At 71.8% G+C, this 24,916-nt stretch carries 26 protein-coding genes and 1 tRNA gene; 15 read left to right on the forward strand and 12 right to left on the reverse strand.

Annotated elements, in window-relative coordinates:
- Nucleotides 1-145: 145 nt before the first annotated feature.
- Nucleotides 146-874 (reverse strand): hypothetical protein, encoded by a 729-nt coding sequence (locus U5911_RS08590; RefSeq protein ID WP_336036592.1) that lies wholly within the window; start codon nucleotides 872-874, stop codon nucleotides 146-148.
- A gap of 121 nt (nucleotides 875-995) precedes the next feature.
- Between U5911_RS08590 and radB the strand changes: the two genes are divergently transcribed.
- On the forward strand, nucleotides 996-1,700 hold the full coding sequence (gene radB, locus U5911_RS08595) for a DNA repair and recombination protein RadB (protein WP_336036593.1): 705 nt from the start codon (nucleotides 996-998) through the stop codon (nucleotides 1,698-1,700).
- Between the two features lie 15 nt (nucleotides 1,701-1,715).
- On the opposite strand, the gene U5911_RS08600 is transcribed toward radB, so the two are convergent.
- Both U5911_RS08600 and U5911_RS08605 read right to left on the reverse strand, forming a co-directional pair.
- Entirely contained in the window at nucleotides 1,716-1,907 is a 192-nt protein-coding gene (locus U5911_RS08600; RefSeq protein WP_336036594.1) for a DUF7333 family protein, read from the reverse strand.
- A 137-nt stretch (nucleotides 1,908-2,044) separates the two neighbouring features.
- Nucleotides 2,045-3,187, reverse strand: a complete 1,143-nt coding sequence (locus tag U5911_RS08605; RefSeq protein ID WP_336036596.1) for a CBS domain-containing protein — start codon at nucleotides 3,185-3,187, stop codon at nucleotides 2,045-2,047.
- Between the two features lie 108 nt (nucleotides 3,188-3,295).
- Between U5911_RS08605 and U5911_RS08610 the strand changes: the two genes are divergently transcribed.
- The 6 genes from U5911_RS08610 to U5911_RS08635 all read left to right on the forward strand — a co-directional run bounded on the left by U5911_RS08610 (nucleotide 3,296) and on the right by U5911_RS08635 (nucleotide 7,333).
- Nucleotides 3,296-3,613: a lycopene cyclase domain-containing protein gene (locus U5911_RS08610; RefSeq protein ID WP_336036598.1), complete on the forward strand. Its 318-nt coding sequence runs from the start codon at nucleotides 3,296-3,298 to the stop codon at nucleotides 3,611-3,613.
- A 267-nt stretch (nucleotides 3,614-3,880) separates the two neighbouring features.
- The gene (locus U5911_RS08615) at nucleotides 3,881-4,381 is read left to right on the forward strand and encodes a DUF6789 family protein (protein WP_336036600.1); all 501 of its coding nucleotides are present in this window, start codon (nucleotides 3,881-3,883) and stop codon (nucleotides 4,379-4,381) included.
- Nucleotides 4,382-4,464: 83 nt separating this feature from the next.
- The gene (locus tag U5911_RS08620) at nucleotides 4,465-4,887 is read left to right on the forward strand and encodes a hypothetical protein (protein ID WP_336036601.1); all 423 of its coding nucleotides are present in this window, start codon (nucleotides 4,465-4,467) and stop codon (nucleotides 4,885-4,887) included.
- A gap of 9 nt (nucleotides 4,888-4,896) precedes the next feature.
- Nucleotides 4,897-5,586, forward strand: a complete 690-nt coding sequence (locus U5911_RS08625) for a DUF7546 family protein (protein WP_336036603.1) — start codon at nucleotides 4,897-4,899, stop codon at nucleotides 5,584-5,586.
- A 2-nt stretch (nucleotides 5,587-5,588) separates the two neighbouring features.
- A complete protein-coding gene (locus tag U5911_RS08630; protein WP_336036604.1) occupies nucleotides 5,589-6,986 on the forward strand; it encodes a hypothetical protein in 1,398 nt (465 codons plus the stop codon).
- A 23-nt stretch (nucleotides 6,987-7,009) separates the two neighbouring features.
- Nucleotides 7,010-7,333 (forward strand): DUF7410 domain-containing protein, encoded by a 324-nt coding sequence (locus tag U5911_RS08635; RefSeq protein WP_336036606.1) that lies wholly within the window; start codon nucleotides 7,010-7,012, stop codon nucleotides 7,331-7,333.
- Here U5911_RS08635 and U5911_RS08640 read toward each other — a convergent pair.
- The 6 genes from U5911_RS08640 to coxB are packed head-to-tail and all read right to left on the reverse strand — an operon-like array spanning nucleotide 7,330 to nucleotide 11,693.
- The gene (locus tag U5911_RS08640) at nucleotides 7,330-7,524 is read right to left on the reverse strand and encodes a hypothetical protein (protein ID WP_336036608.1); all 195 of its coding nucleotides are present in this window, start codon (nucleotides 7,522-7,524) and stop codon (nucleotides 7,330-7,332) included. The two genes, U5911_RS08635 and U5911_RS08640, sit on opposite strands and share 4 nt — an antisense overlap.
- Before the next feature lie 47 nt (nucleotides 7,525-7,571).
- On the reverse strand, nucleotides 7,572-7,787 hold the full coding sequence (locus U5911_RS08645) for a hypothetical protein (protein WP_336036609.1): 216 nt from the start codon (nucleotides 7,785-7,787) through the stop codon (nucleotides 7,572-7,574).
- Nucleotides 7,784-8,056 (reverse strand): zinc ribbon domain-containing protein, encoded by a 273-nt coding sequence (locus tag U5911_RS08650; protein ID WP_336036610.1) that lies wholly within the window; start codon nucleotides 8,054-8,056, stop codon nucleotides 7,784-7,786. The genes U5911_RS08645 and U5911_RS08650 overlap by 4 nt, the downstream gene beginning before the upstream one ends.
- Before the next feature lie 4 nt (nucleotides 8,057-8,060).
- Nucleotides 8,061-8,321, reverse strand: coding sequence for a cytochrome C oxidase subunit IV family protein (locus tag U5911_RS08655; protein ID WP_336036612.1), 261 nt, complete (start codon nucleotides 8,319-8,321; stop codon nucleotides 8,061-8,063).
- Nucleotides 8,322-8,323: 2 nt separating this feature from the next.
- Nucleotides 8,324-10,942, reverse strand: a complete 2,619-nt coding sequence (locus U5911_RS08660; RefSeq protein WP_336036613.1) for a cbb3-type cytochrome c oxidase subunit I — start codon at nucleotides 10,940-10,942, stop codon at nucleotides 8,324-8,326.
- Nucleotides 10,932-11,693: a cytochrome c oxidase subunit II gene (gene coxB, locus U5911_RS08665; protein ID WP_336036615.1), complete on the reverse strand. Its 762-nt coding sequence runs from the start codon at nucleotides 11,691-11,693 to the stop codon at nucleotides 10,932-10,934. The genes U5911_RS08660 and coxB overlap by 11 nt, the downstream gene beginning before the upstream one ends.
- A 118-nt stretch (nucleotides 11,694-11,811) precedes the next feature.
- Between coxB and glpA the strand changes: the two genes are divergently transcribed.
- From glpA to U5911_RS08680, 3 genes are read left to right on the forward strand one after another with little or no spacing between them, the layout of a single operon-like run.
- Nucleotides 11,812-13,569 (forward strand): anaerobic glycerol-3-phosphate dehydrogenase subunit GlpA, encoded by a 1,758-nt coding sequence (gene glpA / locus U5911_RS08670; RefSeq protein WP_336036617.1) that lies wholly within the window; start codon nucleotides 11,812-11,814, stop codon nucleotides 13,567-13,569.
- Complete coding sequence (gene glpB, locus U5911_RS08675) at nucleotides 13,559-14,833, forward strand: glycerol-3-phosphate dehydrogenase subunit GlpB (RefSeq protein WP_336036618.1); 1,275 nt, start codon at nucleotides 13,559-13,561, stop codon at nucleotides 14,831-14,833. The genes glpA and glpB overlap by 11 nt, the downstream gene beginning before the upstream one ends.
- Nucleotides 14,830-16,179 carry an anaerobic glycerol-3-phosphate dehydrogenase subunit C gene (locus tag U5911_RS08680; protein ID WP_336036619.1) on the forward strand — a complete coding sequence of 450 codons (1,350 nt, stop codon included), beginning with the start codon at nucleotides 14,830-14,832 and terminating at the stop codon, nucleotides 16,177-16,179. The genes glpB and U5911_RS08680 overlap by 4 nt, the downstream gene beginning before the upstream one ends.
- A gap of 89 nt (nucleotides 16,180-16,268) precedes the next feature.
- On the opposite strand, the gene U5911_RS08685 is transcribed toward U5911_RS08680, so the two are convergent.
- Complete coding sequence (locus tag U5911_RS08685; protein WP_336036620.1) at nucleotides 16,269-16,688, reverse strand: universal stress protein; 420 nt, start codon at nucleotides 16,686-16,688, stop codon at nucleotides 16,269-16,271.
- Nucleotides 16,689-16,844: 156 nt separating this feature from the next.
- Nucleotides 16,845-16,919 (reverse strand) — tRNA-Val (locus tag U5911_RS08690).
- A gap of 161 nt (nucleotides 16,920-17,080) precedes the next feature.
- On the opposite strand from U5911_RS08690, the gene trpD reads away from it, so the two are divergent.
- The 4 genes from trpD to trpG are packed head-to-tail and all read left to right on the forward strand — an operon-like array spanning nucleotide 17,081 to nucleotide 21,030.
- Complete coding sequence (gene trpD, locus U5911_RS08695) at nucleotides 17,081-18,091, forward strand: anthranilate phosphoribosyltransferase (RefSeq protein ID WP_336036621.1); 1,011 nt, start codon at nucleotides 17,081-17,083, stop codon at nucleotides 18,089-18,091.
- The gene (locus U5911_RS08700) at nucleotides 18,088-18,732 is read left to right on the forward strand and encodes a phosphoribosylanthranilate isomerase (protein WP_336036623.1); all 645 of its coding nucleotides are present in this window, start codon (nucleotides 18,088-18,090) and stop codon (nucleotides 18,730-18,732) included. The genes trpD and U5911_RS08700 overlap by 4 nt, the downstream gene beginning before the upstream one ends.
- A gap of 38 nt (nucleotides 18,733-18,770) precedes the next feature.
- Nucleotides 18,771-20,435 carry an anthranilate synthase component I gene (gene trpE, locus U5911_RS08705; protein ID WP_336036715.1) on the forward strand — a complete coding sequence of 555 codons (1,665 nt, stop codon included), beginning with the start codon at nucleotides 18,771-18,773 and terminating at the stop codon, nucleotides 20,433-20,435.
- Nucleotide 20,436: 1 nt separating this feature from the next.
- On the forward strand, nucleotides 20,437-21,030 hold the full coding sequence (trpG, locus tag U5911_RS08710; RefSeq protein ID WP_336036624.1) for an anthranilate synthase component II: 594 nt from the start codon (nucleotides 20,437-20,439) through the stop codon (nucleotides 21,028-21,030).
- Between the two features lie 60 nt (nucleotides 21,031-21,090).
- Here trpG and U5911_RS08715 read toward each other — a convergent pair whose 3' ends face one another.
- Nucleotides 21,091-21,297, reverse strand: coding sequence for a DUF8029 family protein (locus U5911_RS08715; RefSeq protein WP_336036625.1), 207 nt, complete (start codon nucleotides 21,295-21,297; stop codon nucleotides 21,091-21,093).
- 406 nt (nucleotides 21,298-21,703) lie between these two features.
- Between U5911_RS08715 and U5911_RS08720 the strand changes: the two genes are divergently transcribed.
- Nucleotides 21,704-24,856, forward strand: a complete 3,153-nt coding sequence (locus tag U5911_RS08720) for an adenosylcobalamin-dependent ribonucleoside-diphosphate reductase (protein ID WP_336036626.1) — start codon at nucleotides 21,704-21,706, stop codon at nucleotides 24,854-24,856.
- Nucleotides 24,857-24,916 lie beyond the last annotated feature (60 nt).

The raw sequence follows: 24,916 nt of genomic DNA on the forward strand, positions 1-24,916 counted from the left end.
GATTGGCGACTGCGGGTGATGTGTCGGAATCCGGCGTGGTGACGGAAGTAGTTTCCGCCGCACCCCCCGCGCTTGCGAGAGTGTACCACGCGGAGCCTGATAGCAGTGCTGTTCGCCGCCCGTCCTGCCGGTGTCGACGACCGCCCTACGCGTCGTCCGCGCGGTGCTCCGCCAGCGCCTCCTCGAGGGTGAGTTCGCCGCGCGCGACCCTCCGGGCGAGCGCCTCCGTGATGGCGCGGTTCTGCTCGCTGGCCTCCCGCGACCGCGACTTGATGACCTGGAGCTCGCCGGCCGTCGGCTCGATGGTCCGCCCCTCGATCTCCTCGCCCGCCATCAGCGCGATGTTCGCGGCCGCGAGCACGTCGCCCATCCCCCTGGCGCCGGGACCGAGAAACGGCGTCGTCCCCGTCTCGTCGACGAGCTCGACGCGCACGTCGTCGAGTTCGTCGACGATGCGCGCGCCCTCCAGCCGCGCGCCGTCGCCGATGCGCACCACCGCGTCGTCGTCGCCCGCGACCTCCTCCAGGACGACGTCGGCCGCGCGGTCGACCGGCACCTGGAACGCCGCCACGAGCATCCCGCCGCGCAGCACCGCGATGCCGGGCCGCGTCCCCGGGTCGACGCCGACGACCGTCCGCCCCTCGCCGCCGCGCACGTGCACCAGCGCCTCCTCGACCGTGCGGCGCGCGTCACCGCCCGCCGCGACCACAACCGGGAGGTCGGTGTCCACGTCCTCGCCCGCCGTGACGACCACGCTCGTCCGCTCGGGCAGCGGGTCGCCGGGCTCGACGGTCGTGAACTCGACGTCCCGCTCGCGCAGCTCCTCGACGACCTCGTGGTACACCTCGAAGTCCGCCGTCGCGACGACGATCACTGTCCGAACCTGGGACGGCCGACAGCAAAACCCTTGCCCGCCGCTCGCGCGGACGGCCGCGAGCGACGACCGGTCCGGCCGACCGAGGTTCTTTTGCGGAGGCCCACCCAACCCGGAGACAGTGACCGACGACACCCACGTCTCGACCGGCTGCGGCGCGCTCGACGACCTGCTCGGGGGCGGCGTCGAGCGCGGCACCGTCACCCAGTTCTACGGGCCGCCCGCCGCCGGCAAGACGAACGTCGCGCTCTCGACCGCGGTCGAGGTCGCCGCCGAGGGCGGCACCGCCGTCTACGTCGACACGGAGGGCGTCTCCGTCGCGCGCTTCGAGCAGCTGCTCCGGGCGCGCGCCGACGACCCGGACGCCGCCTCGAGCCGCGTCGTGCTCTCGGCGGCCCACGACTTCGAGGAGCAGGCGGAGGCCGTCCGCGACGCCGGCGACTTCGCCGAGCGCGCGGACCTCGTCGTCGTCGACTCCGCGACCGGCTTCTACCGGCTGGCCCGCGACGACGAGGACGGCGGCGACGCCCTCCGCCGCGTCGCCGACCAGGTCGCGCACCTGCTGTCGCTGGCGCGCAAACACGACCTCGCGGTCGTCGTCACGAACCAGGTGTTCACCGACGTCGACAGCGACAGCGACCGCGTGCGCCCCCTGGGCGGCCACACGCTCAACCACTGGACGGGCGTCGTCGTCCGCCTCGACCGGTTCCGCGGCGGCAACCGCCGCGCCACCCTCGAGAAGCACCGCTCGAAGCCCGACGGCGACCAGGTCCGCTTCCAGCTCACGGACGCCGGCGTCGAGGGCGTCGACGCCGGCCAGTACTGACCGCTCGCGGGGCCGTCAGTGCGACGCGCGGTACTCGCCGTGCTTCATCCCGAGGAAGAACGAGACGACCGCGAACGCGATCATCGACGGCAGCACCATCGTGAAGACGGTGTCTGCCCCCATCACGTCGGCCGACGCCAGCCCGACGACGCCGACCACGACGATTGCCACGAGGATGCCGACCGCTCGCGTGAAGTCGTACTCCATGTCCGCGGGTTGGGACGCGCCCAGCAAATAGGTTCGTGAAGGCGCGAGGACGACCGACGGGACGGCGAAACGCGTTGTCCCACGGGTTCGACGGGGAGGCGCGGCGGCGCCGCGCCGACCGCAGCAAACAGTGCGTCCTAGAGTTCGTTCAGCTTCCGGAGGAGCTGGCCCTCGTACTCCTCGTCGCGCTCGATGCCCTTCTCCTCGAGGACGTTGCGCTCGAGGACGTCCAGGGCCACGTGGAAGGCGTTGTCGGCGCCGTAGCCCTCGCCGCTGCCGGCCATCTGGCCCTTGTTCGTGCGGAGCCGGATCTGCGCCTGGATGAGCGGCGTGCCGCGGAGCTTCTCCTTGTGCTTGTGGAGGCGGACGTGCGCGTGGTGGACGCGCATGTCGCTGTACTTCTCGGCGACCTGCTCGATGCGCTCCTGGACTTCCTCGCGGCTGAGCGCGTCCAGGAGGTCGACGTTCGTGATCTGGACGTCCATGCGTTCCTCCTCGGTGTAGGTGAGCGCGCGCAGGACGTCCGTCTTCGTGAGGACGCCGCCGACGACGCGGTCGTCGTCCGCGGGCGTGACGACCAGCCCGGAGAAGTCGTTGTCGAGCATGGTGGCGACCGCGTCCTCGACGGAGTCGTCGACGGTGACGGTCTCGACGGGGCTGGACATCGCGTCGTAGACGGGGAGGTCGAGCATGCGTTCGACTTCGCCGCGGCGGTCGCCGCGGGTCGTCTTGGAGATGTCCCGGACGACGAAGTCGACGATGTCGTGGACGGTGACGACGCCGGTGAGGAAGCCGTCCTCGTCGACGACCGGCAGCCGGGAGATGCCGTGCTCGCGGAGGCGGTTGATGACCGTGCCCATGCTGTCGTCCTCGCCGATGGTGACGACGTTCTCCGTGTAGATGTCGCCGACCGACAGCGCGTCGAGGTTGTCGAGGACGGCCTCGAGGATGGCGTCCTCGGTGACGATGCCCCAGAGGTCGCCCGCCTCGAAGACGGGCGCGATCTTCGTGCCGCCCTCGACGAGCATGCGCGCGGTCTCGCGGACGTCCTCGGTGCGGTCGACTTTCGGCGCGGGCTCGGTGAGCGCGGCGACCCGGGTGTCGTCCTCGATGTGGGAGCCGATGAGCTGTCGTTCCGTGACGACTCCCTCGTACTGACCGGCCTCCGTGACGATGATGCCCTTGGGGTTCTCGTCCTCGAAGATAGAGCGGACCTTCCCCAGTCGGGTTTCGGCTTCGACCTCGATGTAGTCGTTCGTCGCGATGTCAGAGATGTCCATGGGCCTACGTCTGGGACGTCGCGGACCAGCGCCTTCAACCTTGTTGCGCCCCTCGATTCGCTGGAGTTCCCTCGTAGAGTTATGGGGCCCCGACGCGTAGGCCGTGCCGTGTTACCGTGGTTCGTCCCGGACGTGGGTGCGGTGTTCGGCCCGTACACGTACCTCGCGTCGGAGGTGGCGTTCGGCGCGGTGGCGTTCGCGCTGCTGTACCGGGCGGGCGCGCTCCGGCGCGCAGCCGCGACCGTCGCCGCGCTCTACCCGGTGGCGTACGTCTGGGACTGGTACACGCTGACCATCGGCGTGTTCGCCGTCGAACTGCGGACGGGCGTCGACCTCCTGGGGATTCCCGTGGAGGAACACCTCTTCATGGTGGTGGTGCCGGCGCTCGTGGTGGGGTTCCACGAGACGATACACGACTACGACTAAGTTCCCGGCCGCCGAACGCCGGGGCATGGGCGACCGCGCGTGCTGGCTCGACTTCTGTCCGGACTGCGACGCGCAGGTGACGGTCGTCGACGACGAGTGCCCGGACTGCGGCGCGCGCCTCGACGACTGAGGGGTTGTTGTGCGCCTCGGCGAGTGAGACCAGACGGCGGCGCGCGCCTCGACGACGTGTGACCGGGATGCTCGCCCGGCCGCGAGCACTCGCGGAGTGTGCGAAACATTAACAACACGAACGACCATGATAAACGTATGGCCGAACGGACCAGCGAGGCGACCGCCGAGGAACAGGTACTCGGGAAGACCGAGGAGCCGCTGACCGTCCGGGCCGTGCTCGGCGCGTTCGCCGGCGGCATCGCCGGCCTGCTCGTGATGGCGCCCGTCATCGCGGGCATCCCCATCCTGCTCGGGGTCTTCGAGATGGAGCCCCTCGAGCGGTTCGCCGACCTGGTCATCGCGGACGCCAGCGGCACGCTCGGCGTCGCGTTCTTCGTCGCCGGCGGCGCGTTCGTGCTGCCGCTTTTCTTCCTCGTGACGGCGACGTTCCTCCCGCCGCGCGAACCGAAGTACGTCCGCGGCGCGACCATCGCGACGCTGTTCTGGGCGGCGTTCGTGTTCATCTTCTGGCCGAACGGCGGCCTCTTCGTCGACGGCGTCTTCCTCGCCGTGACGCTGGTCGCCCACTGGCTGTACGGGCTCGTGCTCGGCCTCGTGATGCAGCGGCTCACGGGAATCCCGGAACACCGGGTCTGACCGGTATAATTCCGCGCCGAGCGGACGGAAACAATACGAAAGTTATTGGCCTCCCCGCCCGATACCCGTGTGGTAAGGTACCAATGGTCTCGGGAGCGTTCCTGGCTAGCACGGTCGTGATGGGGGTGTTGCTCCTCGGCGCAGCGGTCGCCGTCGCGCGCCTGCGGCGGTGGCGCCAGTACCGACCACAGCTGCGCGCGACCGGCAGCGGCGTCGCCGCGCTCCCCGGCGAAACCGGCGAGTCCACCGGCGTCTCCGCGGACGCCGCGGCGTTCGTCGCCGCCGTCCTGGTCGCCGTCGGCGCCGGCGCGGCGATCCTCGCCGACGCGGGCCCGGTGGCGGTCGCCGGCGTGGCCGTCGGGCTCGTCGCCGCGTACTTCGCGTGGGGCGTCTACGCGATCGCCCGCGCCCGCGGCCTCCCGCGCGCCCACGCCGTCGGCCTGAGCGCGTGGCTGTTCGGCGTCCTGCTCGTCGGCGCCATCGCCGTCGAACTCCTCGTCGGCTGACTCCGCCGCATGCGTGACTCCCTCGCGCGGCCGCTGCACGCGCTCGCCGGCCGCGTCGACCCGGTCACGGCCGGCGCGCTCGCCGCCGTCGTCGCCGCCGAACTCGCGCTCGTCGCCGGTTACCTCGGCGTCTCCGGCACGACCGCCGGGAACGTGCGCTACCTCCTCTACCCCTTCGTCTGGCTGAACGTCGCCGCCGCCGCGGTGTTCGCCGTCGACCCGCCGACGGCCTCCCGGCGGGTCCGGTACGCCGTCGGCGCCGCCGCCGCGGCCTACCTCCTGGTCCTCGCGTACTTCGGCGGCGTCCTCGACCTCGCGCACGTCGGCCACGCACACAGCCACGGCGGCGCGAGCGGGCTCACCGTCTTCACGTCGCTCCCGCCGGGCTGGGGGCCGACCGTCGCCTACGACCACGCGCTGTTCTCGGTGACCGTCGTCCCCTACCAGTTAGTCGGCTACCTCGCGCTCGCGTACCTCGCGTACGCCGCGCTCCTCGACACCGCGTCGGCGGCCCTCAGCGGCGCGGTCGGACTGCTGTCGTGTGCGAGCTGCTCGTGGCCGGTGTTCGCGTCCCTGCTCGCCGGCGTCGCCGGCGGCTCGGCGGTCGCCTCGGCCGTGTACAGCTTCTCGGTCGACCTCTCGACGGCCGCGTTCGTCGCCGCCGTCGCGCTGCTCGTCTGGCGGCCGGGGGCGCGCTAGCCGTGTCGCCGACCGCCGCCGCGCTCCCCGGCGTCCTCGACGCGCTCGCCGCTGCCTGGCGGCTGCTCGCCCACGTCGGCGGGCTCGGCGACCAGGTGGTCGGCGGCGGCGTGCCGTCCTGGCTCACCGTCCTCACGGGCGGCGCGCTCGTCGGCGCGTCGTTTCTGTTCAACAGCCTGCTCACCGACCACGAGGCCGTCCGCGCGGTGAACGGCGCGCGCGCCGCGCTCCCGTCACCGCCGCTGCTCCGCCGCGCCGGCGCCGCGGCGCTCTCCGCTGCCGGCGTTCTCGGGCTCGCGCTCGTGCTCGCGTCCAGCGTCCTGGGCCCGGACGAGCCCACGCGGAACTTCGCCATCCTCGTCGTCTGGGTGGGCTGGTGGGCCGGTTACGCGATGTCGACGTACGCCGTCGGGAACACGTGGCCGGCCGTGAACCCGTGGCGGACGCTCGCGCGCCTGCTCCCCGTCTCGGGCAGCCGCGACCTGCCCGCGGCGTGGGGCGCGTGGCCGAGCGTCGCCGGCCTGCTCGCGCTCGTCTGGGTCGAGGTCGTCAGCCCGCTGGCCGCGAACGCGCCCGCGCTCGGCGCGCTCGTCGCCGCCTACACCGTCCTCGCGCTCGCCGGCGCGTCCGTCTACGGCACCGGGACGTGGTTCGGGCGCGTCGACCCCGTCTCCCGGGTGTTCCGGCTGTACGGGCGCGTCGCGCCGGTCCAGCGCGACGCCGACGGCGTCCACCTCCGGCTGCCGGGGACCGAACTCACCGAGCGCACGGGCGGCCGCGAACCCGGCAGCACGGCGTTCGTCGTCGCCCTGCTGTGGGTGACGACGTTCGACGGCCTCGTCGCGACGCCCGCGTGGAACGCCGTCGCCACCGTCGTCCTCGGCCCCGTCGCGCCCGACCGGGCGCTCGGGCGCGCCGCCGTCTCCCTGTTCTACCTCGCGGCGATGCTCGTCGGGTTCGCCGCCTTCCTCGGCGCCTACCGCCTCGCGGCCGAGCGCTCCCGGGCGACCGTCGACAGCTTCCTCGCGCCCGGCGCCGTCGAGCGGTGGTTCGCGCCCGCCCTCCTGCCGATCGCCGCCGGCTACCACGTCGCGCACTTCCTCGGGTACCTCCTCACGCTGTCGCCCGCGCTCGCCGGCGTGCTCGCCCACCCGCTGGGGGGCGCGGGCCCGGCCCGGGTCGCGGTGCTGCCGGCGTGGTTCGGCACGCTCGAACTCGGGTTCGTCGTCGCCGGCCACCTGCTCGCGGTCTGGGTCGCCCACGCGCTCGCGATGGAGCTCTTCCCGGGCGTCCTCCGCCCCATCCGCAGCCAGTACCCGTTCGTCGTCGCGATGACGGCGTACACGATGACCAGCGCGTGGGTGGTCGGCCAGCCCGCGGTCACCCCTGCCTTCTTGTGACTGCACCGCACACGTCCGGGCAGATGCAGTCTCGCCGCACCCGGGACCGCGTGACGGCCGACGCCGTCGCCAGCCTCGAGACCGTTGTCAGGGACGGCGAGGACCCCGTCGCCGTCTGCCCGCACTGCGGTCGCCCGTTCGCCGACAGCGAGGCCCGCGACCTCCACGTCGGCGACGTCCACGCAGCCGACTGCACGGCCGCGGAGCGGGAGGCCTACGAGGACGCCCGGGCCGCCGAGCGCGACGACCTCTTCTACTTCCACCTGCGCGTCGTCGCGGCGCTCGCGGTGCTGTACACCGTCACCGTCCTCCTGTACATGGTGGCGCTCGGCAGCGACTTCCTCTAGTGGCCGGCGTCCGCCGGCGGGTCCGCGCGCGAGACGGCGGCCGTGATGCCCGCGACCGCGGCGAGCGCGAGCCCGCCGCCCGCCCACAGCAGGACGTCGAGGCCGTGGAAGAACTCCGCCGCGAGCATCCCGGCGACGCCGGCGGTCAGCGCCGCGAGCAGCGCCACGTAGACGGCCCCGGACTGTGCCATGGTAGCACGATTCGCGGCGCGCGGCTTAAAACTATGCGCGCGCCGGCCTACGGCGCCCCCTCTCGACCCGGCGGCGCCTGGTTCACGCTCGTCGCCGCCCACAGCAGGCCGCCGACGAGCGCGGCGAACCCCACGCCAGCGCCCACGACGAGCGGGTCGGCCAGCCCGGTCCGCCCCATCCGCGCGGTCGCGAGCGCGACGCCCGCCCCGACCGGCAGCCCGAACAGCAGCGCCCAGCCGAGTCGCTCGCGCGTCGACGTCACCGGCGCTCCCTCCGCGGCGGCAGCCGCGCCGCACACGCCCCGCAGTAGTCGTAGTCGGCGGCGGCCTCGGCGCCGCAGTTCGGGCCCTCGCTGCCCTCCTCCCAGCCGCCGGGGCGCGCCGACGCCGTGCCGTACGTCACGTAGCCGCGTCCCGGCGGCGGGAGCTGTTCGTCCGCGTCGAGTTCCACGTACCGCGAGAGGTACGCCACGAGCGGCACCTGCGCGAGCGGGACGACGACCAGCGCCGCGAACGCGAGGGCGTCCAACATGGCGTCACGCGATAGAGTACGTCGAGGCCACGGTCAGCGCCAGGACCGCCAGCAGTCCCAGCCCCACCAGGTACGTCAGCGACCGGGGCTCCCAGCGCAGGTGCTGGTAGTAGCCCGCGACGACGGCGGCCTTCGCGAACGACAGCACCAGGATGGCGGCCAGCGCCACGCCGTACTCGAGGCCCGCCCGCTCGACGAGCACCTGCACGGTCGCGGACGCGAACAGTACCACGTAGATGGCGGTGTACAGTTTGAGCCTGGTCATTGTCACAGGATGTAGAACAGCGGGAACAGGAACAGCCACACGATGTCCACGAAGTGCCAGTACAGCCCGAAGTGCTCGATGGGCGCGTTGTCCTCGAGGTAGGCGCCGCGGGCGGCGCGGGCCAGCATGTACGCCGCCACGACGAGGCCGGTGACGACGTGGGCGGCGTGCAGCCCGGTCGTCAGGAAGAACGTCGACGCGCGGACGTTCGAGGACAGCCAGACGCCCTCGTGGAGCAAGTGATTCCACTCGATGGCCTTGTTCCCGAGGAAGCCGACGCCGAGGATCAGCGTCGTCGCGAGGCTCGCGACCACGCCCCACCGGCTCTGCCGCTCGGCGGCCTCCAGGGCGAGCACCACCGCGAAGCTGCTCGTCAACAGGAGGTACGTGTTCACGAGCCCGGGCATCACGTTCCCCGGAATCGGCTCCCAGCTCACCCAGCCGACGGAGTACCGGAGGAACACGTACGCGCCGATGAACGCGCCGAACAGCACCACGTCCGAGGCGAGGAAGATCCACACGCCGGTCTTGGTGTTGTCGACGCCGTCGAACGGCCAGCTCTCGCCGAACGGTCCTTCCGGCCCCGTGAACCGCTCGCTCGCCATGCCGACGAGCGTCACCAGCGTCCCCGCGAGGCCGAGGCCGGTCGCGGACGCGTACACGACGCCCATCGCGGAGTCAGGGAACTGGCCGCCCTGGAAGCCAGACAGCCCGAAGAACACCAGGAGGACGGCGCCGGCGACGAGCACCGGCCACCAGCTCGCGTGGCTCTCGTGGCCGTCCTCGTGTCCGGACGCGAGTTCGCCCGCGTGGCCCGACGCGTACCCGCCGTCCGCGACGCCGTCGCCGGCCGCCGCGGCGTCCGCCTCGCTCACCGGCGGGTCGAGCGCCCGCGCGTCGTCGCCGTCGCCGGTGAGGAACTGGAGGCGGCCGCTGCCGTAGCTCGGAATCCCGGGGAAGTTCTCCAGGGGCGGCGGCGACGGCACCGCCCACTCCGCCGTCGAGGAGTACTCCCAGGGGTTCTCGCTCGCCGGCTCGCCCGCGTACGCGGACTTCACCATGTTGTAGAACATGACGACGAACGACGCGCCGAACACCACGGCGCCGACCGTCGCGAGCTGGTGCCAGGCGGTCATCCCGGGCTCGTACGCGAAGTCGCGCCGCGGCGTCTCCCAGGCGACGAACATCGGGAAGTACAGCAGGTTGAACCCGACGAAGTACACCGCGAAGTGCACCTTCCCGAGGAACTCGTCGTACATCCGGCCCGTGATCTTCGGGTACCAGTAGTAGAGCCCGCCGATCAGGGCGGTGGCGCCGCCGACCATCACGTAGTGGAAGTGCGCGACGACCCAGTACGTGCCCCGCATCTCGTAGTCGAGGACGACCGCGCCGAGGAACACGCCCGTGATGCCGCCGAGGATGAACAACAGGAGCCCGCCGAACGAGAACAGGAACGGCGTCTTGAACCGGATGCGTCCCTTCACCATCGTGTAGATGAGCGCGAACACCATCAGGTCGAACGGGAGGGAGATGCCGATGGTGGTCGCCATGAACAGCGTCTTGATCTCGAGGTTGATGCTGGTGAGGAACATGTGGTGCATCCAGACGATGAAGCTCTGGAGGGCCACCAGCACCATCGCCGCGATGAACCACTTCCGCCCGACGACGCGGCGGCCGGTGAACGTCTGGAACGTCTCCGCCATCACGCCGAGCGCGGGGAAGAACACGATGTAGACCTCGGGGTGGCCGAAGAACCAGAACAGGTGCGTCCACAGCAGCGAGCCGTTCGCGGCGTCGGCGGCGAAGTACGTGGTGCCGAGCAGGCGGTCCGCCGAGAGGATGAGCAGCGCCGCCAGCAGCGCGGCGAACGCGAACAGCATCATCCACACCGTCAGCAGGATGGTCCACGTGAAAAGCGGCATGCGGCGGAGCGTCAGCCCCTCGGCGCGCATCCGGTGGATGGACGTGAGGAAGTTCACGGAGCCGACGGTGACGGAGACGACGAACAGCGTGAGCGCGAGGATGGCGGCGCTGCCGCCGACGCTCGGCGTGAACGTCGGGAGGTTCAGCGGCGCGTACATCGTCCAGCCGCCCGCGAACGACCCGCCCTGGAAGAACGAGACGCCGAGCAGGACGCCGGAGGCGAGGTACAGCCAGTACGAGAGCGCGTTCAGCCGGGGGAACGCGAGGTCCTTCGCGCCGATCTGGAGGGGGACGACGTAGTTCGCGAACCCGAACGCGAACGGGGACAGGAACCAGAACACCATCACGAGGCCGTGGACGGACACCGCCTGGTTGTACGCGAGCTGGGAGAGCGGGCCGGTGCCGGGCGGCCGCGGCACCCACAGCTGCGCGCGCATCAGCAGCGCGAGCACGCCCCCCATCGCGAGGAACAGCAGCGACGTGACGAGGTACAGCGTGCCGACGTCCTTGTGGTTCGTGGTGACGAACCACCGCTTCACGGAGCTGGTCGGCGGGAACGCGTGGCCGCGGCCGTCGGCGTCCTCGTGAGCGACGCCGCCGTCCGGGCGCGCGTCCTCGCCGGTGGAGTCGCGGTCGGACTGGGCGTCGGGGCACTCGTCGTCAGAAAGAGCGCCGGTCGGCTGGTCGTCAGTCGTCATCGCTCACACCCCCCCCGAGCGCGGCGCTGGCGTTCGCGCCGGACTCGCTGTCGGCCGTCGTGTTCGCGTACCACGCCTCGTAGTCGTCCTCGCGCATCACCTCGACCGTCGCGTCCATGTACGAGTGGCCGGACCCGCAGAGCTCGTAGCAGTGCGCGCGGTACGTCCCGGGGTCGTCGGCGACGAACCACGTGGTCGTGGTCTGGCCGGGGATGGCGTCCGCCTTCGCGCGCAACTCCGGCACGCCGAAGTTGTGGAACGTGTCCCCGGAGGTCACCTCGAGTTGCACGCGGCGGTCGGCGGGGACGCGCAGCGTGCCGCGCGTGGAGTTGCCGTTCGGGTAGACGAACTCCCAGTAGAACTGGTGGCCGACGACCTCGACCTCCAGTGGCTGTTCGTCGCCCTGGTCGTCGGGGTTCTCGACGTACAGGAGCGTGAAGTACGTCCAGGAGACCAGCGAGACGACGATGATGGCGCTCAGCGCGAACGAGACGAACAGCTTCCGGCCGCCGCCGCCGCCCTCCGGGAGTTCGCCGACCTCCGGCCGGTCGTAGTCGTCGTCGCCCGCCGACCGGGACGCGCGGTACTTGTACGCCTTGTGCAGCATGTAGAGGACGACGACGACCCCGACCAGCGTCCCCAGCAGGAGGAAGACGGTGTAGATCTGGTCGAAGACGTACGCTCGCGTCCCGCGCGGGACGATGGACGCGACCCCCCCAGCCCATCGGCCGACACTGCCAAGCGGTATCATGCCACGTATTGACCAGTGTTAGCAGGTACCACTACGTAAATATTTGGTGCGGAACACCTCTGGGGCGGTCGCGGGGCGCCCGACTAAAGTACGTGGCCGCTGAACGCACGGAGAACGGATGGCAGGCACACCACACGTCGCCGTCGTCGGCGGCGGGTCGACGGGCGTCGGCGTCGCGCGCGACCTCGCGATGCGCGGACTCGACGTGACGCTCGTCGAACGAGGGAACCTCACGCACGGCACGACGGGACGCATGCACGGTCTCCTGCACAGCGGCGCCCGGTACGCCGTCGCGGACCAGGCCAGCGCCCGCGAATGCATCGCGGAGAACCGCGTGCTCCGGGACGTCGCCGGCCACTGCGTCGAGGAGACCGGCGGCCTGTTCGCGAAGCGCCCGGCGGACGACGAGGCGTACTTCCAGGCGAAACTCGACGGCTGCCGCGAGTGCGGAATCCCCGCCGAGGTGGTCTCCGGCGCGGACGCGAGAGCGATCGAACCCCACCTCGCGGACGACGTCGAGAAGGCCATCGCGGTGCCGGACGCCGCCGTCGACCCGTTCCGGCTCGTCGTCGCGAACGCCGCCAGCGCCAGAGAGCACGGCGCGCGCGTCGAGACCCACTCGACGGTCACCGACGTCCTCGTCGAGTCCGGGGAGGTCGTCGGCCTCGAGGTCGAACACGACTCGGGGCCCGGCGAGCGCGTGCACGGCCGGGAGGGCGGCACCGAGGTGATTCGCGCCGACCACGTCGTGAACGCCACGGGCGCGTGGGCGGGCCGCCTGGGCGAGCTAGCCGGCGTCGACGTCGCCGTCCGCCCGTCGAAGGGCGCGATGGTCGTCACGAACGTCCGGCAGGTCGACACCGTGATCAACCGCTGCCGGCCGAAGGGCGACGCCGACATCCTCGTCCCACACGAGACGACCGCCATCCTCGGCACCACCGACGAGGCGGTCGACGACCCCGAGGACTACCCCGAGGAGCGCTGGGAGGTCGACCGCCTCGTCGACGAACTCGCCGAGCTCGTCCCCCTGCTCCGGGACGCCCGCACCGTCCGGTCGTTCTGGGGGGTGCGGCCGCTGTACGAACCCCCGGACGTCGGCAGCGACGACCCGACGGACGTCACCCGGGACTACTTCCTCCTCGACCACGCTGACCGCGACGACCGGCCCGGACTGACCACCATCGTCGGCGGGAAGTTCACCACGTACCGCGCGATGGCCGAGGCCGTCGCCGACCACGTCTGCGCGACGCTCGGCGTCGACGCCGACTGCCGGACCGCCGACGTCCCCCTGCCGGGCAGCGAGGACTTCGACGTGCTGCGTGACTACATGTCCGAGTTCGGGCTGCGGTCGCCGGTCGGCCGCCGGAGCGTCGAACGCCTCGGGTCGCGCGCCGACGACGTCCTCGACACGGACGGCCCGAACCCCGTCGTCTGCGAGTGCGAGGCGGTCACGCGCGCCGAGGTCAGGGACGCCATCGAGGAGTCCGGCTCGGACCTGAACGCGGTCCGCATCCGCACGCGGGCGTCGATGGGGAGCTGCCAGGGCGGCTTCTGCTGTCACCGCCTCGCGGGCGTCCTCCACGGCGCGGCCGACCCGACGGGCGACGGCGGCTTCGACGAACCCACTGTCAGGCGCGCGTGGGACGAACTCGTAGCGGAGCGCTGGAAGGGCCAGCGGCACGCCCTCTGGGGCGACCAGCTCTCCCAGGCGATGCTGAACTACGCGCTCCAGGCCACCACGCAGAACCGCGACCGCGACCCCGCCGACCGCCCCGGGACCGTCGACTTCGACGCGTTCGACGACGGGCCGCCGCGTCCCGCGAGCACCGACGCCGACCGCCCGGCCGCCGACGGAGGACGACCGGATGGCGGTTGAGTCCGACGTCCTCGTGGTCGGCGGCGGACTCGCCGGCCTCGCGAGCGCGCTCGCCGCCGCGCGCGAGGGCGCGTCCGTGCGCCTCGTCTCCCACCGGGAGAGCACGCTCCGGAACGCCTCGGGGCTCGTGGACGTCCTCGGCTACGCGCCGGGCCGCGACGGCCCCGTCGTCGACCCGTTCGCCGCCATCCCGGACCTGCCCGACCGGCACCCCTACCGGGTCGTCGGCGTCGACGCCGTCCGCGAGGGCCTGGCGCTGTTCGACGACGCCGTCCCGGGCTACGAGGGCGGCCACACCGACCGGAACGCCCTCCTGCCGACGCACGGCGGGACCGTCAAGCCGACGGCGCGCTACCCCCGGGGCGCGAGCGCCGGCGTCGCCAGCGACGGCCGCGACGCCCTCCTCGTCGGGTTCGGTTCCCTGCTGGACTTCGACGCCCCGCGCGCCGCCGCCCACCTCGCCGCCGCCGGCGTTCCGTTCGACGCGCGCGGCGTCACCGTCGGCTTCCCGGGCGAGTTGCGCGCGGACGCCGGCGTCACGCGGTACGCCAGACTGCTCGACGAGAACGCGACCGTCGACGCCGACGGCCGCCAGCGGCCGGTCCGCGAGGCGCTGGCCGAACGCGTGACGGCGGCCCTCGACGGCGAGAACCGCGTCGGCTTCCCCGCCATCCTCGGCGACGACGCCCCTGCCGACGTGCGCGCCGACCTCGCGGACCGCCTCGGCGCCGCGGTGTTCGAGGTCCCCCCGGGACCGCCGTCGCTGCCCGGCCTCCGCCTCGAGGACGCGCTCTTCGACGCCCTCGACGCGGCCGGTGCGAGCGTCGAGACCGGCAACCCGGTCGCCGGCTTCGACGGCACCGACCGCATCGAGCGCGTGTACGTCGAGAAGCACGGCGCGCGGATCCCGAACGCCGCCGACGAGTACGTCCTCGCGACCGGCGGCCTCGTCGGCAAGGGCGTCGCGTCCGACCGCTCCGGCGTCCGCGAACCGGTCTTCGGCTGCCACGTCCCCCACCCGGAGGACCGCACCGAGTGGTACGCCGACGGCGCGTTCGGCGACCACGCGTTCGCGCGGTTCGGCGTCACCACCGACGACGACCTGCGACCGGTCGACGCGGCCGGCGGCGTCGAGTTCGCGAACCTCCGGGCGGCGGGCGCGGTGCTCGGCGGCTACGACTTCGCCGCGGAGAAGTCCGGGACCGGCGTCTCCCTCGCGACGGGCTACGCGGCCGGCACGGCCGCGGCGGAGGCCACGCGATGAGCGACCCCGAGTTCCCGGACGCCGACGCGGCCGAGCCGGACGCGGACCCGGCCGAACCGGACGCCGACCTGCGGCCGGGCGCGGACGACTGCTACAAGTGCTCGACGTGCGACACCAGCTGTCCGGTCGCGGCGGTCGACGACGACTTCCCCGGGCCGAAGTTCCAGGGCCCCGAGCAGTGGCGGCTGAAGCGCCGCGACGACGACCACGCGGTCGACGACTCCGTGCTGGACTGCTCGAACTGCATGCGCTGTGACAGCGCCTGTCCGGCCGGCGTGTCGCTGTCCCAGATGCACAACGTCGCGCGCGCCGAGTACGTCCGGGAGGAGCAGTCGCGGCGGTCCGCCGCGTACTGGCGCAACCGCCTGCTCGCGAACTACCGGACGGCGGCGCGGCTCGCGAGCGAGGTCCCACGGCTGGCGAACGCCGCGGCGAACTTCGGTCCCGCTCGCTGGCTGCTGGAGAAGGCGCTCGGGGTCACGAGCGAGCGCGAGTTCCCCGAGTTCGCCGAGCGGACGTTCCGCGAGTGGTGGGCCGAGCGGGGCGGCGCGGCGGCGTCCCGAGAGCGCGCCCGCGAGCGACGCGAGGAACGCGGCGACCCCGTCGACGCCGACAAGAAGGTCGCGTACTTCCACGGCTGCTACGCGAACTACAACACGCCCGAGGTCGCGACGTCGCTGGTGCGCGTCTTCGAGCACTTCGGCTACGAGGTCGTCGTCCCCGAGCAGGGCTGCTCGGGCACGCCGATGTTCGCGAACGGCGTCCTCGGTGACGCGCGCCGGCACGCGGAGACGAACGTCGCCTCCCTGTCGGCGCTCGTCGACGAGGGCTACGACGCCGTCGCGTCGTGTACGTCCTGCTCGATGGCGCTCCGCCAGGAGTACCCCGAACTGTTCGACCTCGACGGCGTCGACGACGTCGCCGCCCACGCCTTCGAGTCCGTCGAGTACCTCCGCGTCAACGAACCGCTCGCCGACGAACTCCGGGCCGCCGACCTCGGCGGCGACCTCGCCGCCGAGTTCGCGTACCACGCGCCCTGTCACGCCCGCAACCAGGGCCTCGACCGGCAGGCCGTCGAGCTGTTCGGCGACCTCGACGGCGTCGGCGTCGAGGACGTCGGCGACTCCTGTTCGGGCATCTCCGGGACGTACGGCTGGAAGGCCGAGAAGTACGAGACGTCGATGGCCATCGGCGCCGAGATGTTCGACCACATGGAAGCCGCGGAAGGCGACACCGGCCTCACCGAGTGCCCGACCTGCGCCATGCAGATGGAACACGGCACCGGATACGACGTCCGCCACCCCCTCGAACTCCTCGACGCCGCGCTCGTCGGCGACGCCCAGTGACGTGAATCCCGTTCGCCGTTCACCACGACGCGGACGCCGACGGGCCGACCGGCGGCCTCACTGCCGGCGAGTACCGCGGCCGCCACGAGTCACCGGACTGTCGTCACCGGCACCGGCGACTTCCGCACCACCGTCTCCGCGGTGTTCCCCGTGAAGAGCCGTTCCGCCAGCGACCCGCTGTGCGCGCCGATGACCACCACGTCGTACTCCTCCGCGTGCTCGAGAATCGCCTGCGCCGCCTTCCCGAACGCCACCGTCGTCTCGACGCTGCGCCCGTGCTCGGCCGCCAGCTCGTCGGCGAACTCGAACACCTCCCGGCCGTGCTCCTCGGCCGCCGCCTCCGAGTCCTCGCTCAACGCCACCGACGTCGCCTCCCCCATCATCGGCGACCCGCCGCCGACCACGTGCAACACCGTGATCTCCGCGTCCGGATGCACCTCAAGCGCGTACTCGAGCGCCCGTTCGGCCATCTCCGAATCGTCCATCCCGACCAGTACTTGCGATACCATACCACGCCTACGGCGTCGCGCCGGAAAGGCCCTCGCACCGCAGCCACTCCGGTCCGCCGTCCGGCGCTGGCTCCGGGTTCGAATCCCGCCGACCGCACGCAACTGCGACGACGCGAGAGACACGGCGGTCTCTCGCGGTCGTTGGGTCAGTAGAAGTGGGTCGGGGCGGATTTGAACCGCCGACCTCCTCCATGTCAAGGAGGTGTCATAGCCAGACTAGACCACCGACCCGCGCTGGCTTCGAGTGCACTCCATCGTAGTCCGGGGGTATAGTTGAAGGTTTCGAATCGCCACCTCGCGGCGACCTCCCCGCGTCACTCGTTCCCACGACAGAGTTAAGTCTCTGTACAGAGTTGTACACTATAACCCGAAATAGTACATTGGTGTCCACAATGAAAGAGTACGTCGAACGCGTCACCGCCGGCGAGGACCTCGCCCTCGCCGAAGCGCGCGACGCAGTCACCCAGTTGTTCGAGGACGCGACCGACGCCGAGATCGGCGCGCTGCTCGCCGCGCTGCGCGCGAAAGGCGAGACCGAGACCGAGATCGCGGGCTTCGCGCAGGGGATGCGCGAGGCCGCACACACCATCGACCCCGACCGGGCGCCCCTCGTCGACACGTGCGGCACGGGCGGCGACGACTACGACACCATCAACGTCTCCACGACGTCCACGGTGGTCGTCGCCGGCGCCGGCGTCCCCGTCGCCAAGCACGGCAACTACTCCGTGTCCTCCTCGTCGGGCAGCTCCGACGTCCTCGAGGAAGTCGGCGTCGACCTCGACGCCGACCCCGAGGCCGTCGAGGCCACCATCGAGGACCACGGCATCGGCTACATGCACGCGCCCGCGTTCCACCCCGCCATGAAGGCCGTCATCGGGCCGCGCCGCGAACTCGGCGTGCGCACCATCTTCAACGTCCTCGGCCCGCTCACGAACCCGGCCGGCGCGGACGCCCAGGTCGTCGGCGTCTACGACCCCGACCTCGTGCCCGTGCTCGCGCGAGCGCTCTCGCACATGGGCGTCGACCGCGCGCTCGTCGTGCACGGCGACGGCCTCGACGAGTTCGCGCTCCACGGCGAGTCGACGGTCGCGGAACTCGACGGCGGCGACGTCGAACAGTACACCGTCACCCCCGAGGACTTCGGCCTCCAGGAGGCGCCCGTCGACGCCGTCGCGGGCGGCACGCCCGCGGAGAACGCCCGCGACCTCCGCGGCGTCGTCACCGGCGACGTCACCGGCCCGAAGCGGGACATCGTCCTCGCGAACGCCGGCGCCGCCGTCTACGCCGCCGGCTTCGCCGACTCCCTCGAGGACGGCGCCGAGGCCGCCGCGAACGCCATCGACGCCGGCGACGCCGCGGCCACCCTCGACGCGCTCCGGGACCCCGCGACCGCGACGCAATGACGCGCGCGAAGGTCTGTGGCATCACGAACGAACCCGACCTCCGGGCCGCCGTCGACGCCGGCGCGGACGCCGTCGGCGTCGTCGCGGACGTCCCGGTGGACACGCCCCGCGAGGTCGGGCTGGAAACCGCCGCCGGCCTCGTCGCCGCCGCGCCGCCGTTCGTCACCACGGTCCTCGTGACGATGCCCGACACGCCCGAGCGAGCGGTCGCGCTCGTCGAGGACGTCGGCCCGGACGTCGTCCAGCTCCACGGCGACGTCCCGGTCGGCGACGTCGCGTACGTGTCGGCGAACGCGACAGCGAGCGTCGTCAAGACCGTCGCCGCCGACGACCCCGAGGGCGGCCGCTACGACGACGTGGCCGACGCCCTGCTCGTCGACTCCGTCGACGGCGAGGGCGCGGGCGGCACCGGCGAGACCCACGACTGGACGGCGACGCGCGCGTTCGCCGACGCCGTGGACTCGCCGGTCGTGCTCGCCGGCGGTCTCACGCCCGAGAACGTCGCCGAGGCCGTCGCCACCGTCGACCCGTTCGCGGTCGACGTCGCGTCCGGCGTCGAGGCCAGCGGCGGCGAGAAGGACCACGACGCGGTCCGGCGGTTCGTCGCGAACGCGACGCGCGGCCGGGAGGTGGAGGCGTGACCGACGCCGCGCCGACCGAACGCGAGCCCGCCGCGCGCCTGGACACCACGCGCGGCGAGTTCGCCGCCCTCGCGGCGGACGGTCCCGCGGTCGTCCGGGTCGCGGCCGACGTCGACACGGACGCGTCGCCGCTCACCGCGTACGCGACGCTCACGGACGGGCTCCCCGAGAGCGACGCGGCCGGCGGCGCCGGACGCGAGCACGGCGAGTGCGACGGCGAGTACGGCTTCCTCCTGGAGAGCGCGGAGAAGACCGCGGCCAGCGACCCGGACGGCGCGTTCCGGCCGTCCGACGCCACCGAGGACCGGCACGCGCGGTACTCGTTCGTCGGCTACGACCCAGCGGCGGTCGTCACGGTCGACCCGGACGAGACGCGGGTCGTGGAACTGAGCGACGAGCGCGCGACCGACCTGCTGGCGGCGACCGCTGGGGGCGGCTCCGACGGGGACCGCGACGTCCTCGACCGCGTCCGCGACGCGTTCCCAGACGTCGAGCGCCGCGGCTTCCCCGACGAGGACCGCCAGCTGCTCGACGGCGGGCTCGTGGGGTTCCTCTCCTACGACGCCGTCTACGACCTCTGGCTCGAGGAGGTCGGCGTCGACCGCCCGGCGACGCCGCTGCCGGACGCCGAGTTCGTGCTGACGACGCGGACGCTCGTCTACGACCGCGCGACCGGCAGCGTCTCGCTCGTGTTCACGCCGGTCGTCGGCGACGGCGACGACGCGGACGCCGTCTACGACGCGCTCCAGGCCGAGGCCGACCGCGTGCAGCGCGCGCTCGCCGACGCCGACGACCCCGAGTTCGGCGGCTTCCGCGTGACTGCCGAGCGCTCGGGTCCGCGCGGGGAGTACGAGCACGCCGTCGAGCAGGCGAAGGAAGCCGTTCTTGACGGCGAGGTCTACCAGGCCGTGCTCTCGCGGACCCGGGAACTCGACGGCGACGTCGACCCGAGGGGACTGTACGCCGCACTCCGGGACGTGAACCCCTCGCCGTACATGTTCCTGCTGTCCCACGGCGACCGGAGCGTGGTCGGCGCGAGTCCGGAGACGCTCGTCGCCGTCCACGACGACACCGTCCTCAACAACCCCATCGCGGGGACGTGCCCCCGTGGGTCGAGCCCCGTCGAGGACCGGCGCCTGGCGGGCGAGATGCTCGCCGACGAGAAGGAGCGCGCCGAGCACACGATGCTCGTCGACCTCGCGCGCAACGACGTCCGCCGCGTCAGCGAACCCGGGAGCGTCCGCGTCCCCGAGTTCATGCGCGTGCTGAAGTACAGCCACGTCCAGCACATCGAGTCCACCGTCACGGGGACGCTCGCCGCCGACGAGGACGCCTTCGACGCGACGCGCGCGTCGTTCCCGGCCGGCACGCTCTCGGGCGCGCCGAAGGTGCGCGCGATGGAGCACATCCACGACCTGGAGTCGTCGCCGCGGGGCATCTACGGCGGCGGCGTCGGCTACTTCTCGTGGACCGGCGACGCCGAGTTCGCCATCACCATCCGGTCGGCGACCGTCGACCACGCCGGCGAGGCCGACACGCTCCGCGTTCGGGCGGGCGCCGGCGTCGTCGCGGACAGCGACCCGGGCGCGGAGTTCGACGAGACCGAGGCGAAGATGGACGGCGTGCTCGCGGCCGTCGACCGCATCCGCGAGGACGAGGCGAGCGACGCGACCGACGAGGCGGCGCCGGAGGTCGAGCAGTAGCATGCGCGTCCTGTTCGTCGACAACTTCGACTCGTTCACGTACAACCTCGTGGAGTACGTCTCCGAGCAGCGCGTCGACGGCGAGCGCCCGGCGACGACGGTGCTGAAGAACACCGCGACCCTCGCGGACGTCCGCGCCGTCGACCCGGACGCCGTCGTCGTCAGTCCCGGGCCCGGCCACCCGGAGAACGACCGGGACGTCGGCGTCACCGCGGCCGTCCTCACCGAGGTCAGCACCGAGGTGCCGACGCTGGGGGTCTGCCTCGGGATGGAGGCCGCCGTCCACGAGTACGGCGGCACCGTCGGGCGCGCGCCCGAACCGATGCACGGCAAGACCAGTCCCGTCGAGCACGACGGCGAGGGCGTCTTCGCCGGCGTCGAACAGGGGTTCCCGGCGGCGCGCTACCACTCGCTGGCCTGCACCGCCGTCCCCGACTGCTTCGAGGTGTCGGCGACCACGCGGCACGGCGACGCCGACCTCCCGATGGCCGTGCGGCACCGCGAGCACCCCATCGCCGCCGTCCAGTTCCACCCGGAGAGCGTGCTCACGGCGGCGGGCCACGACGTCGTCGAGAACTTCCTCGCGTCGGTCTGACTCCGCGACTCGTCGGCCGAACGCCTCCGCGACTCGTCGGCCGAACGCCTCCGCGACTCGTCAGCCGAGCAGCGTCGTCACGACCCAGGCGGCGCCGACGAGCAGCGTCGCGACGACGAGCAGTTTCCACGCGACGCTCAACACGACGCGACCCACCAGCACGACGACCGTGACGACCACCAGCGCGAGCAGCAGCGTGCCGAGCGGGGACGACGTCAGGCCGCCGAGCGCGAGCGGCGCCAGCGACGCGACAGCAGTCGGGTCCATGCGCGAAGCCACGGCGACCACCCCCTTAAGTGAGGTGGCGGTTCGCGCGGCGAGTAGGCTCGGCGTACTCGCCCGATCGGAGCGGGCACGCACCCCGACTCGGCGGCGGCCCGAACGCCCCCTCCGGTTCCACTGCAGGGTCGAAACTGAAACCCCGTGACGGTGCCCACGTCGCGTCCGGATAGCGGCCACTTTCACTCCGCTTTGGTCACCGTTATATCCGGTCCGCCCCTACGGTCCGACCACGCCCGAACGGGCGGGTTCGGGGACCAGGGTCGGGGCACCGGAAGCACAACTACTAACGTCCCGTGCCCGCAACGAAGTCGTCCCTACCGACACCCCACGTCCGACAATCCATGATACACCAACCACCCACGTCACCGACTGTACGGAGGCGGGACCGCCGATGAGCTCGCCCGACCTCTCCGCGGACGAACTCGAACTGCCGGTCAAGCGCACCACCGGCGACACCCTCGAGGAGCGGCTGACCGCGAACGCCTACCACGACATCCTGCCGGCGCGGTACCTCCGGAAGAACACCGACGGCGAACTCGTCGAGGAGCAGGAGGACCTCTTCCCGCGCGTCGCGAAGAACATCGCGCTCGCGGAAGTCGTCTACGCCAGCGACGACCCAGTCGAGGTGTCGCCCGACCAGCTCAAGCCCGACCACCCGCGCCGGGACGAACTCGCCGAGGCGGTCTTCGGCGAGGGCGTCTCCCCCGAGGACACCGAGGAGACCGTCGAGCTCACGGAGGCGAACGTCAACAAGTTCGCGTACGACACCGTCGTCCCCGAACTCGACGACGACGTCCGCGAGCACGTGCAGGCGAAACGCGAGGAGTTCCAGGACCTCATGGAGGGCCTCTCGTTCATGCCGAACTCGCCGACGCTGATGAACGCCGGCGACGAACTCCAGCAGCTCTCGGCGTGCTTCGTGGACTCCCCGGACGACGACATCACGGACATCCACCAGACCGCCAAGGAGGCCGCCGAGGTCTTCCAGTCCGGCGGCGGCATGGGGTACGCGTTCTGGCAGCTCCGCCCCTACGGCGACACGGTCGGCTCCACGGGCGGCATCGCCTCCGGCCCCCTCACGTTCATGGAGACGTTCGACCAGATGTGCGAGACCATCGCGCAGGGCGGCGCGCGCCGCGGCGCGCAGATGGCCGTGATGCGCGTCAGCCACCCCGACGTCGTGGAGTTCATCCACGCGAAGAACAAGGACGTCTCGCTGGCGCACACCCTGAAGCTCAACGACCCCGACGACTACACGTACACCGAGTTCTCCGAGGCCCTCGAGGAAGCACGGGACCTCATCGACGACGAGGGCCGCGTCCCCGAGCACCTCCGGAACGCCGTCGAGGGCCACCTCTCGAACTTCAACATCTCCGTCGGCGTCACCGACGGCTTCATGGAGGCCCTCGAGGCCGGCGAGGAGTACACGTTCACGAACCCGCGCACCGGGGAGCCCCACGTCGCCACCGAGGAGACCAAGGAGATGTACTCGCGGTACGGGCTGGGCGAGTACGTCGACGTCGGCGAGGAGCTCTCCATCCCCGCCGAGGTGCTCTGGGAGCGCATCGTCGAGGGCGCCCACGAGAACGGCGAGCCCGGCGTCATCTACCTCGAGCGCGTCAACAAACAGCACTCCTTCGACGTCGAGGAACACCCCGAGCACCGCATCCTCGCGACGAACCCCTGCGGCGAGCAGCCCCTCGAGGAGTACGAGGCCTGCAACCTCGGCCACATCAACCTCTCGACGCTCGCCGACCGGGACGCGCCCGACTGGCGCGTCTGGCGCGAGGAACACGACTTCGACAGCCTCGAGGAGGGCGTCGGCCGCTTCCTCGAGGAGGCCCTCGACCACGAGGAGTTCGAGCACCGCATCGAAGTCGGCACGCGGTTCCTCGAGAACGTCGTCACGATGTCGGACTTCCCCGTCCCCGAGATCGAACGGAAGGTCTCGGCGATGCGGAAGGTCGGCCTCGGCGTGATGGGGCTCGCGCAGCTGTACATCCAGCTCGGCGTGAAGTACGGCAGCGAGGAGGGCAACGAGATCGCCCGCCAGGTGATGCGACAGATCAACCACGGGTCGAAGGCCGCCAGCCACGACCTCGCGACCGAGCGCGGGAGCTTCGACGAGTGGGAGAACTCGAAGTACGCCGAGCCCACCGAGTACCGCGAGTGGTTCGAGCACCACACCGGCGAGGACGCCGACGACTGGGCGGACGGCTACCCCATCCGGAACCACAACACCACGACCATCGCGCCCACCGGGACGACGTCGATGGTCGGGAACACCACGGGCGGCTGCGAGCCCATCTACAACGTCGCGTACTACAAGAACGTCAGCGACGACGTGCAGGGCGACGAGATGCTCGTGGAGTTCGACGACTACTTCCTCCGCACGCTGGAGGCAAACGACGTCGACGTGCAGGCCGTCAAGGAGGAGGCCCAGGTGCAGATGGCGAACAACGAGTTCGACGGCGTCGAGGGCCTGGACACCGTCCCGGACGCCATCGGCGAGCTGTTCGTCGTCACCAGCGACCTCTCCGGGAAGGAGCACGCCGCCGTCCAAACCGCCTGCCAGGGCGGCGTCGACTCCGCCATCTCGAAGACGTGTAACTTCCCGAACGACGCGTCCGTCGAGGACATGGACGAGGTCTACCGCTACATCTACGAGCACGGCGGGAAGGGCGTCACCGTCTACCGCGACGGCACCCGCAGCAAGCAAGTGCTGACGACGCGCGCCGACAACACCGAGTTCTCCGAGCTGGACGAAGACGAGGCCGCGGAGGCCATCGTCGACACCATCCAGGAGACGTTCGGCGGCATCGAGGGCTTCCTCGACAACGAGGACGTCGAGGCGGCGTTCGGCGACGAGCTCCGCGAGCTGTTCGAGACGGGCGACGCGGGGCGCTTCGACGAGGACGGCTTCGCGGAGAAACAGCCGCGTCCCGACCTCCTGCACGGCGTCACGCAGCGCATCGACACCGGCTACGGGAAGCTGTACGTCACCATCAACGAGGACCCCGAGCGCGAGCGGCCGTTCGAGCTGTTCGCGAACACGGGCAACTCCGGCGGCTTCACGGGCTCGTTCACGGAGGCGCTCGCGAAGACCATCTCCGTGGCGCTCCGGTCGGGCGTCGACCCCGAGGAGATCGCGGACAAGCTCCAGGGCATCCGCTCGCCGAAGGTCGCCTGGGACAAGGGCGAGCAGATCAACTCCATCCCGGACGCGTTCGGCACCGCGCTCCGGCGGTACCTCGACGGCGACGTCGACCGCGCGGCCTACCCCCAGCAGCAGCGCCTCGGCGAGATCTCCGAGGACGCGGAGGCCCCCGGCACCCCCGAGACGGACGGCGGCGCGTCGGCCGGGGACGCCGCGGTCGGCGGCCCGCAGGGCCCGTCTGGCGCCGGCGAGGAGGACGCCCAGGACGCGACGCAGTCGCTCATCGAGGCCGGCGAGAGCCCCGAGTGCCCGGACTGCGGGTCGATGACCCTCTACTACAGCGAGGGCTGCAAGACCTGCGAGTCCTGCGGCTGGAGCGAGTGCTGACTCGCTCCCGGTGAGGCTCGGCTCTCGCCGCGAGGAACACGCCGCTCGCCGCGAGGAACA

It is taken from the genome of Halobacterium yunchengense, assembly GCF_037031165.1.
GTDB classification, from domain to species: Archaea; Halobacteriota; Halobacteria; order Halobacteriales; family Halobacteriaceae; genus Halobacterium; species Halobacterium yunchengense.

Bases quoted from the DNA above. Each gene is read 5' to 3' on its own strand.
- U5911_RS08600 (WP_336036594.1), bottom strand. From the start codon at position 1,907: ATGGAGTACGACTTCACGCGAGCGGTCGGCATCCTCGTGGCAATCGTC.
- U5911_RS08605 (WP_336036596.1), bottom strand. From the start codon at position 3,187: ATGGACATCTCTGACATCGCGACGAACGACTACATCGAGGTCGAAGCC.
- U5911_RS08615 (WP_336036600.1), top strand. From the start codon at position 3,881: ATGGCCGAACGGACCAGCGAGGCGACCGCCGAGGAACAGGTACTCGGG.
- U5911_RS08620 (WP_336036601.1), top strand. From the start codon at position 4,465: ATGGTCTCGGGAGCGTTCCTGGCTAGCACGGTCGTGATGGGGGTGTTG.
- U5911_RS08625 (WP_336036603.1), top strand. From the start codon at position 4,897: ATGCGTGACTCCCTCGCGCGGCCGCTGCACGCGCTCGCCGGCCGCGTC.
- U5911_RS08635 (WP_336036606.1), top strand. From the start codon at position 7,010: ATGCAGTCTCGCCGCACCCGGGACCGCGTGACGGCCGACGCCGTCGCC.
- U5911_RS08640 (WP_336036608.1), bottom strand. From the start codon at position 7,524: ATGGCACAGTCCGGGGCCGTCTACGTGGCGCTGCTCGCGGCGCTGACC.
- U5911_RS08650 (WP_336036610.1), bottom strand. From the start codon at position 8,056: ATGTTGGACGCCCTCGCGTTCGCGGCGCTGGTCGTCGTCCCGCTCGCG.
- U5911_RS08655 (WP_336036612.1), bottom strand. From the start codon at position 8,321: ATGACCAGGCTCAAACTGTACACCGCCATCTACGTGGTACTGTTCGCG.
- U5911_RS08660 (WP_336036613.1), bottom strand. From the start codon at position 10,942: ATGACGACTGACGACCAGCCGACCGGCGCTCTTTCTGACGACGAGTGC.
- coxB (WP_336036615.1), bottom strand. From the start codon at position 11,693: ATGATACCGCTTGGCAGTGTCGGCCGATGGGCTGGGGGGGTCGCGTCC.
- glpA (WP_336036617.1), top strand. From the start codon at position 11,812: ATGGCAGGCACACCACACGTCGCCGTCGTCGGCGGCGGGTCGACGGGC.
- glpB (WP_336036618.1), top strand. From the start codon at position 13,559: ATGGCGGTTGAGTCCGACGTCCTCGTGGTCGGCGGCGGACTCGCCGGC.
- U5911_RS08680 (WP_336036619.1), top strand. From the start codon at position 14,830: ATGAGCGACCCCGAGTTCCCGGACGCCGACGCGGCCGAGCCGGACGCG.
- U5911_RS08685 (WP_336036620.1), bottom strand. From the start codon at position 16,688: ATGGTATCGCAAGTACTGGTCGGGATGGACGATTCGGAGATGGCCGAA.
- trpD (WP_336036621.1), top strand. From the start codon at position 17,081: ATGAAAGAGTACGTCGAACGCGTCACCGCCGGCGAGGACCTCGCCCTC.
- U5911_RS08700 (WP_336036623.1), top strand. From the start codon at position 18,088: ATGACGCGCGCGAAGGTCTGTGGCATCACGAACGAACCCGACCTCCGG.
- trpG (WP_336036624.1), top strand. From the start codon at position 20,437: ATGCGCGTCCTGTTCGTCGACAACTTCGACTCGTTCACGTACAACCTC.
- U5911_RS08715 (WP_336036625.1), bottom strand. From the start codon at position 21,297: ATGGACCCGACTGCTGTCGCGTCGCTGGCGCCGCTCGCGCTCGGCGGC.
- U5911_RS08720 (WP_336036626.1), top strand. From the start codon at position 21,704: ATGAGCTCGCCCGACCTCTCCGCGGACGAACTCGAACTGCCGGTCAAG.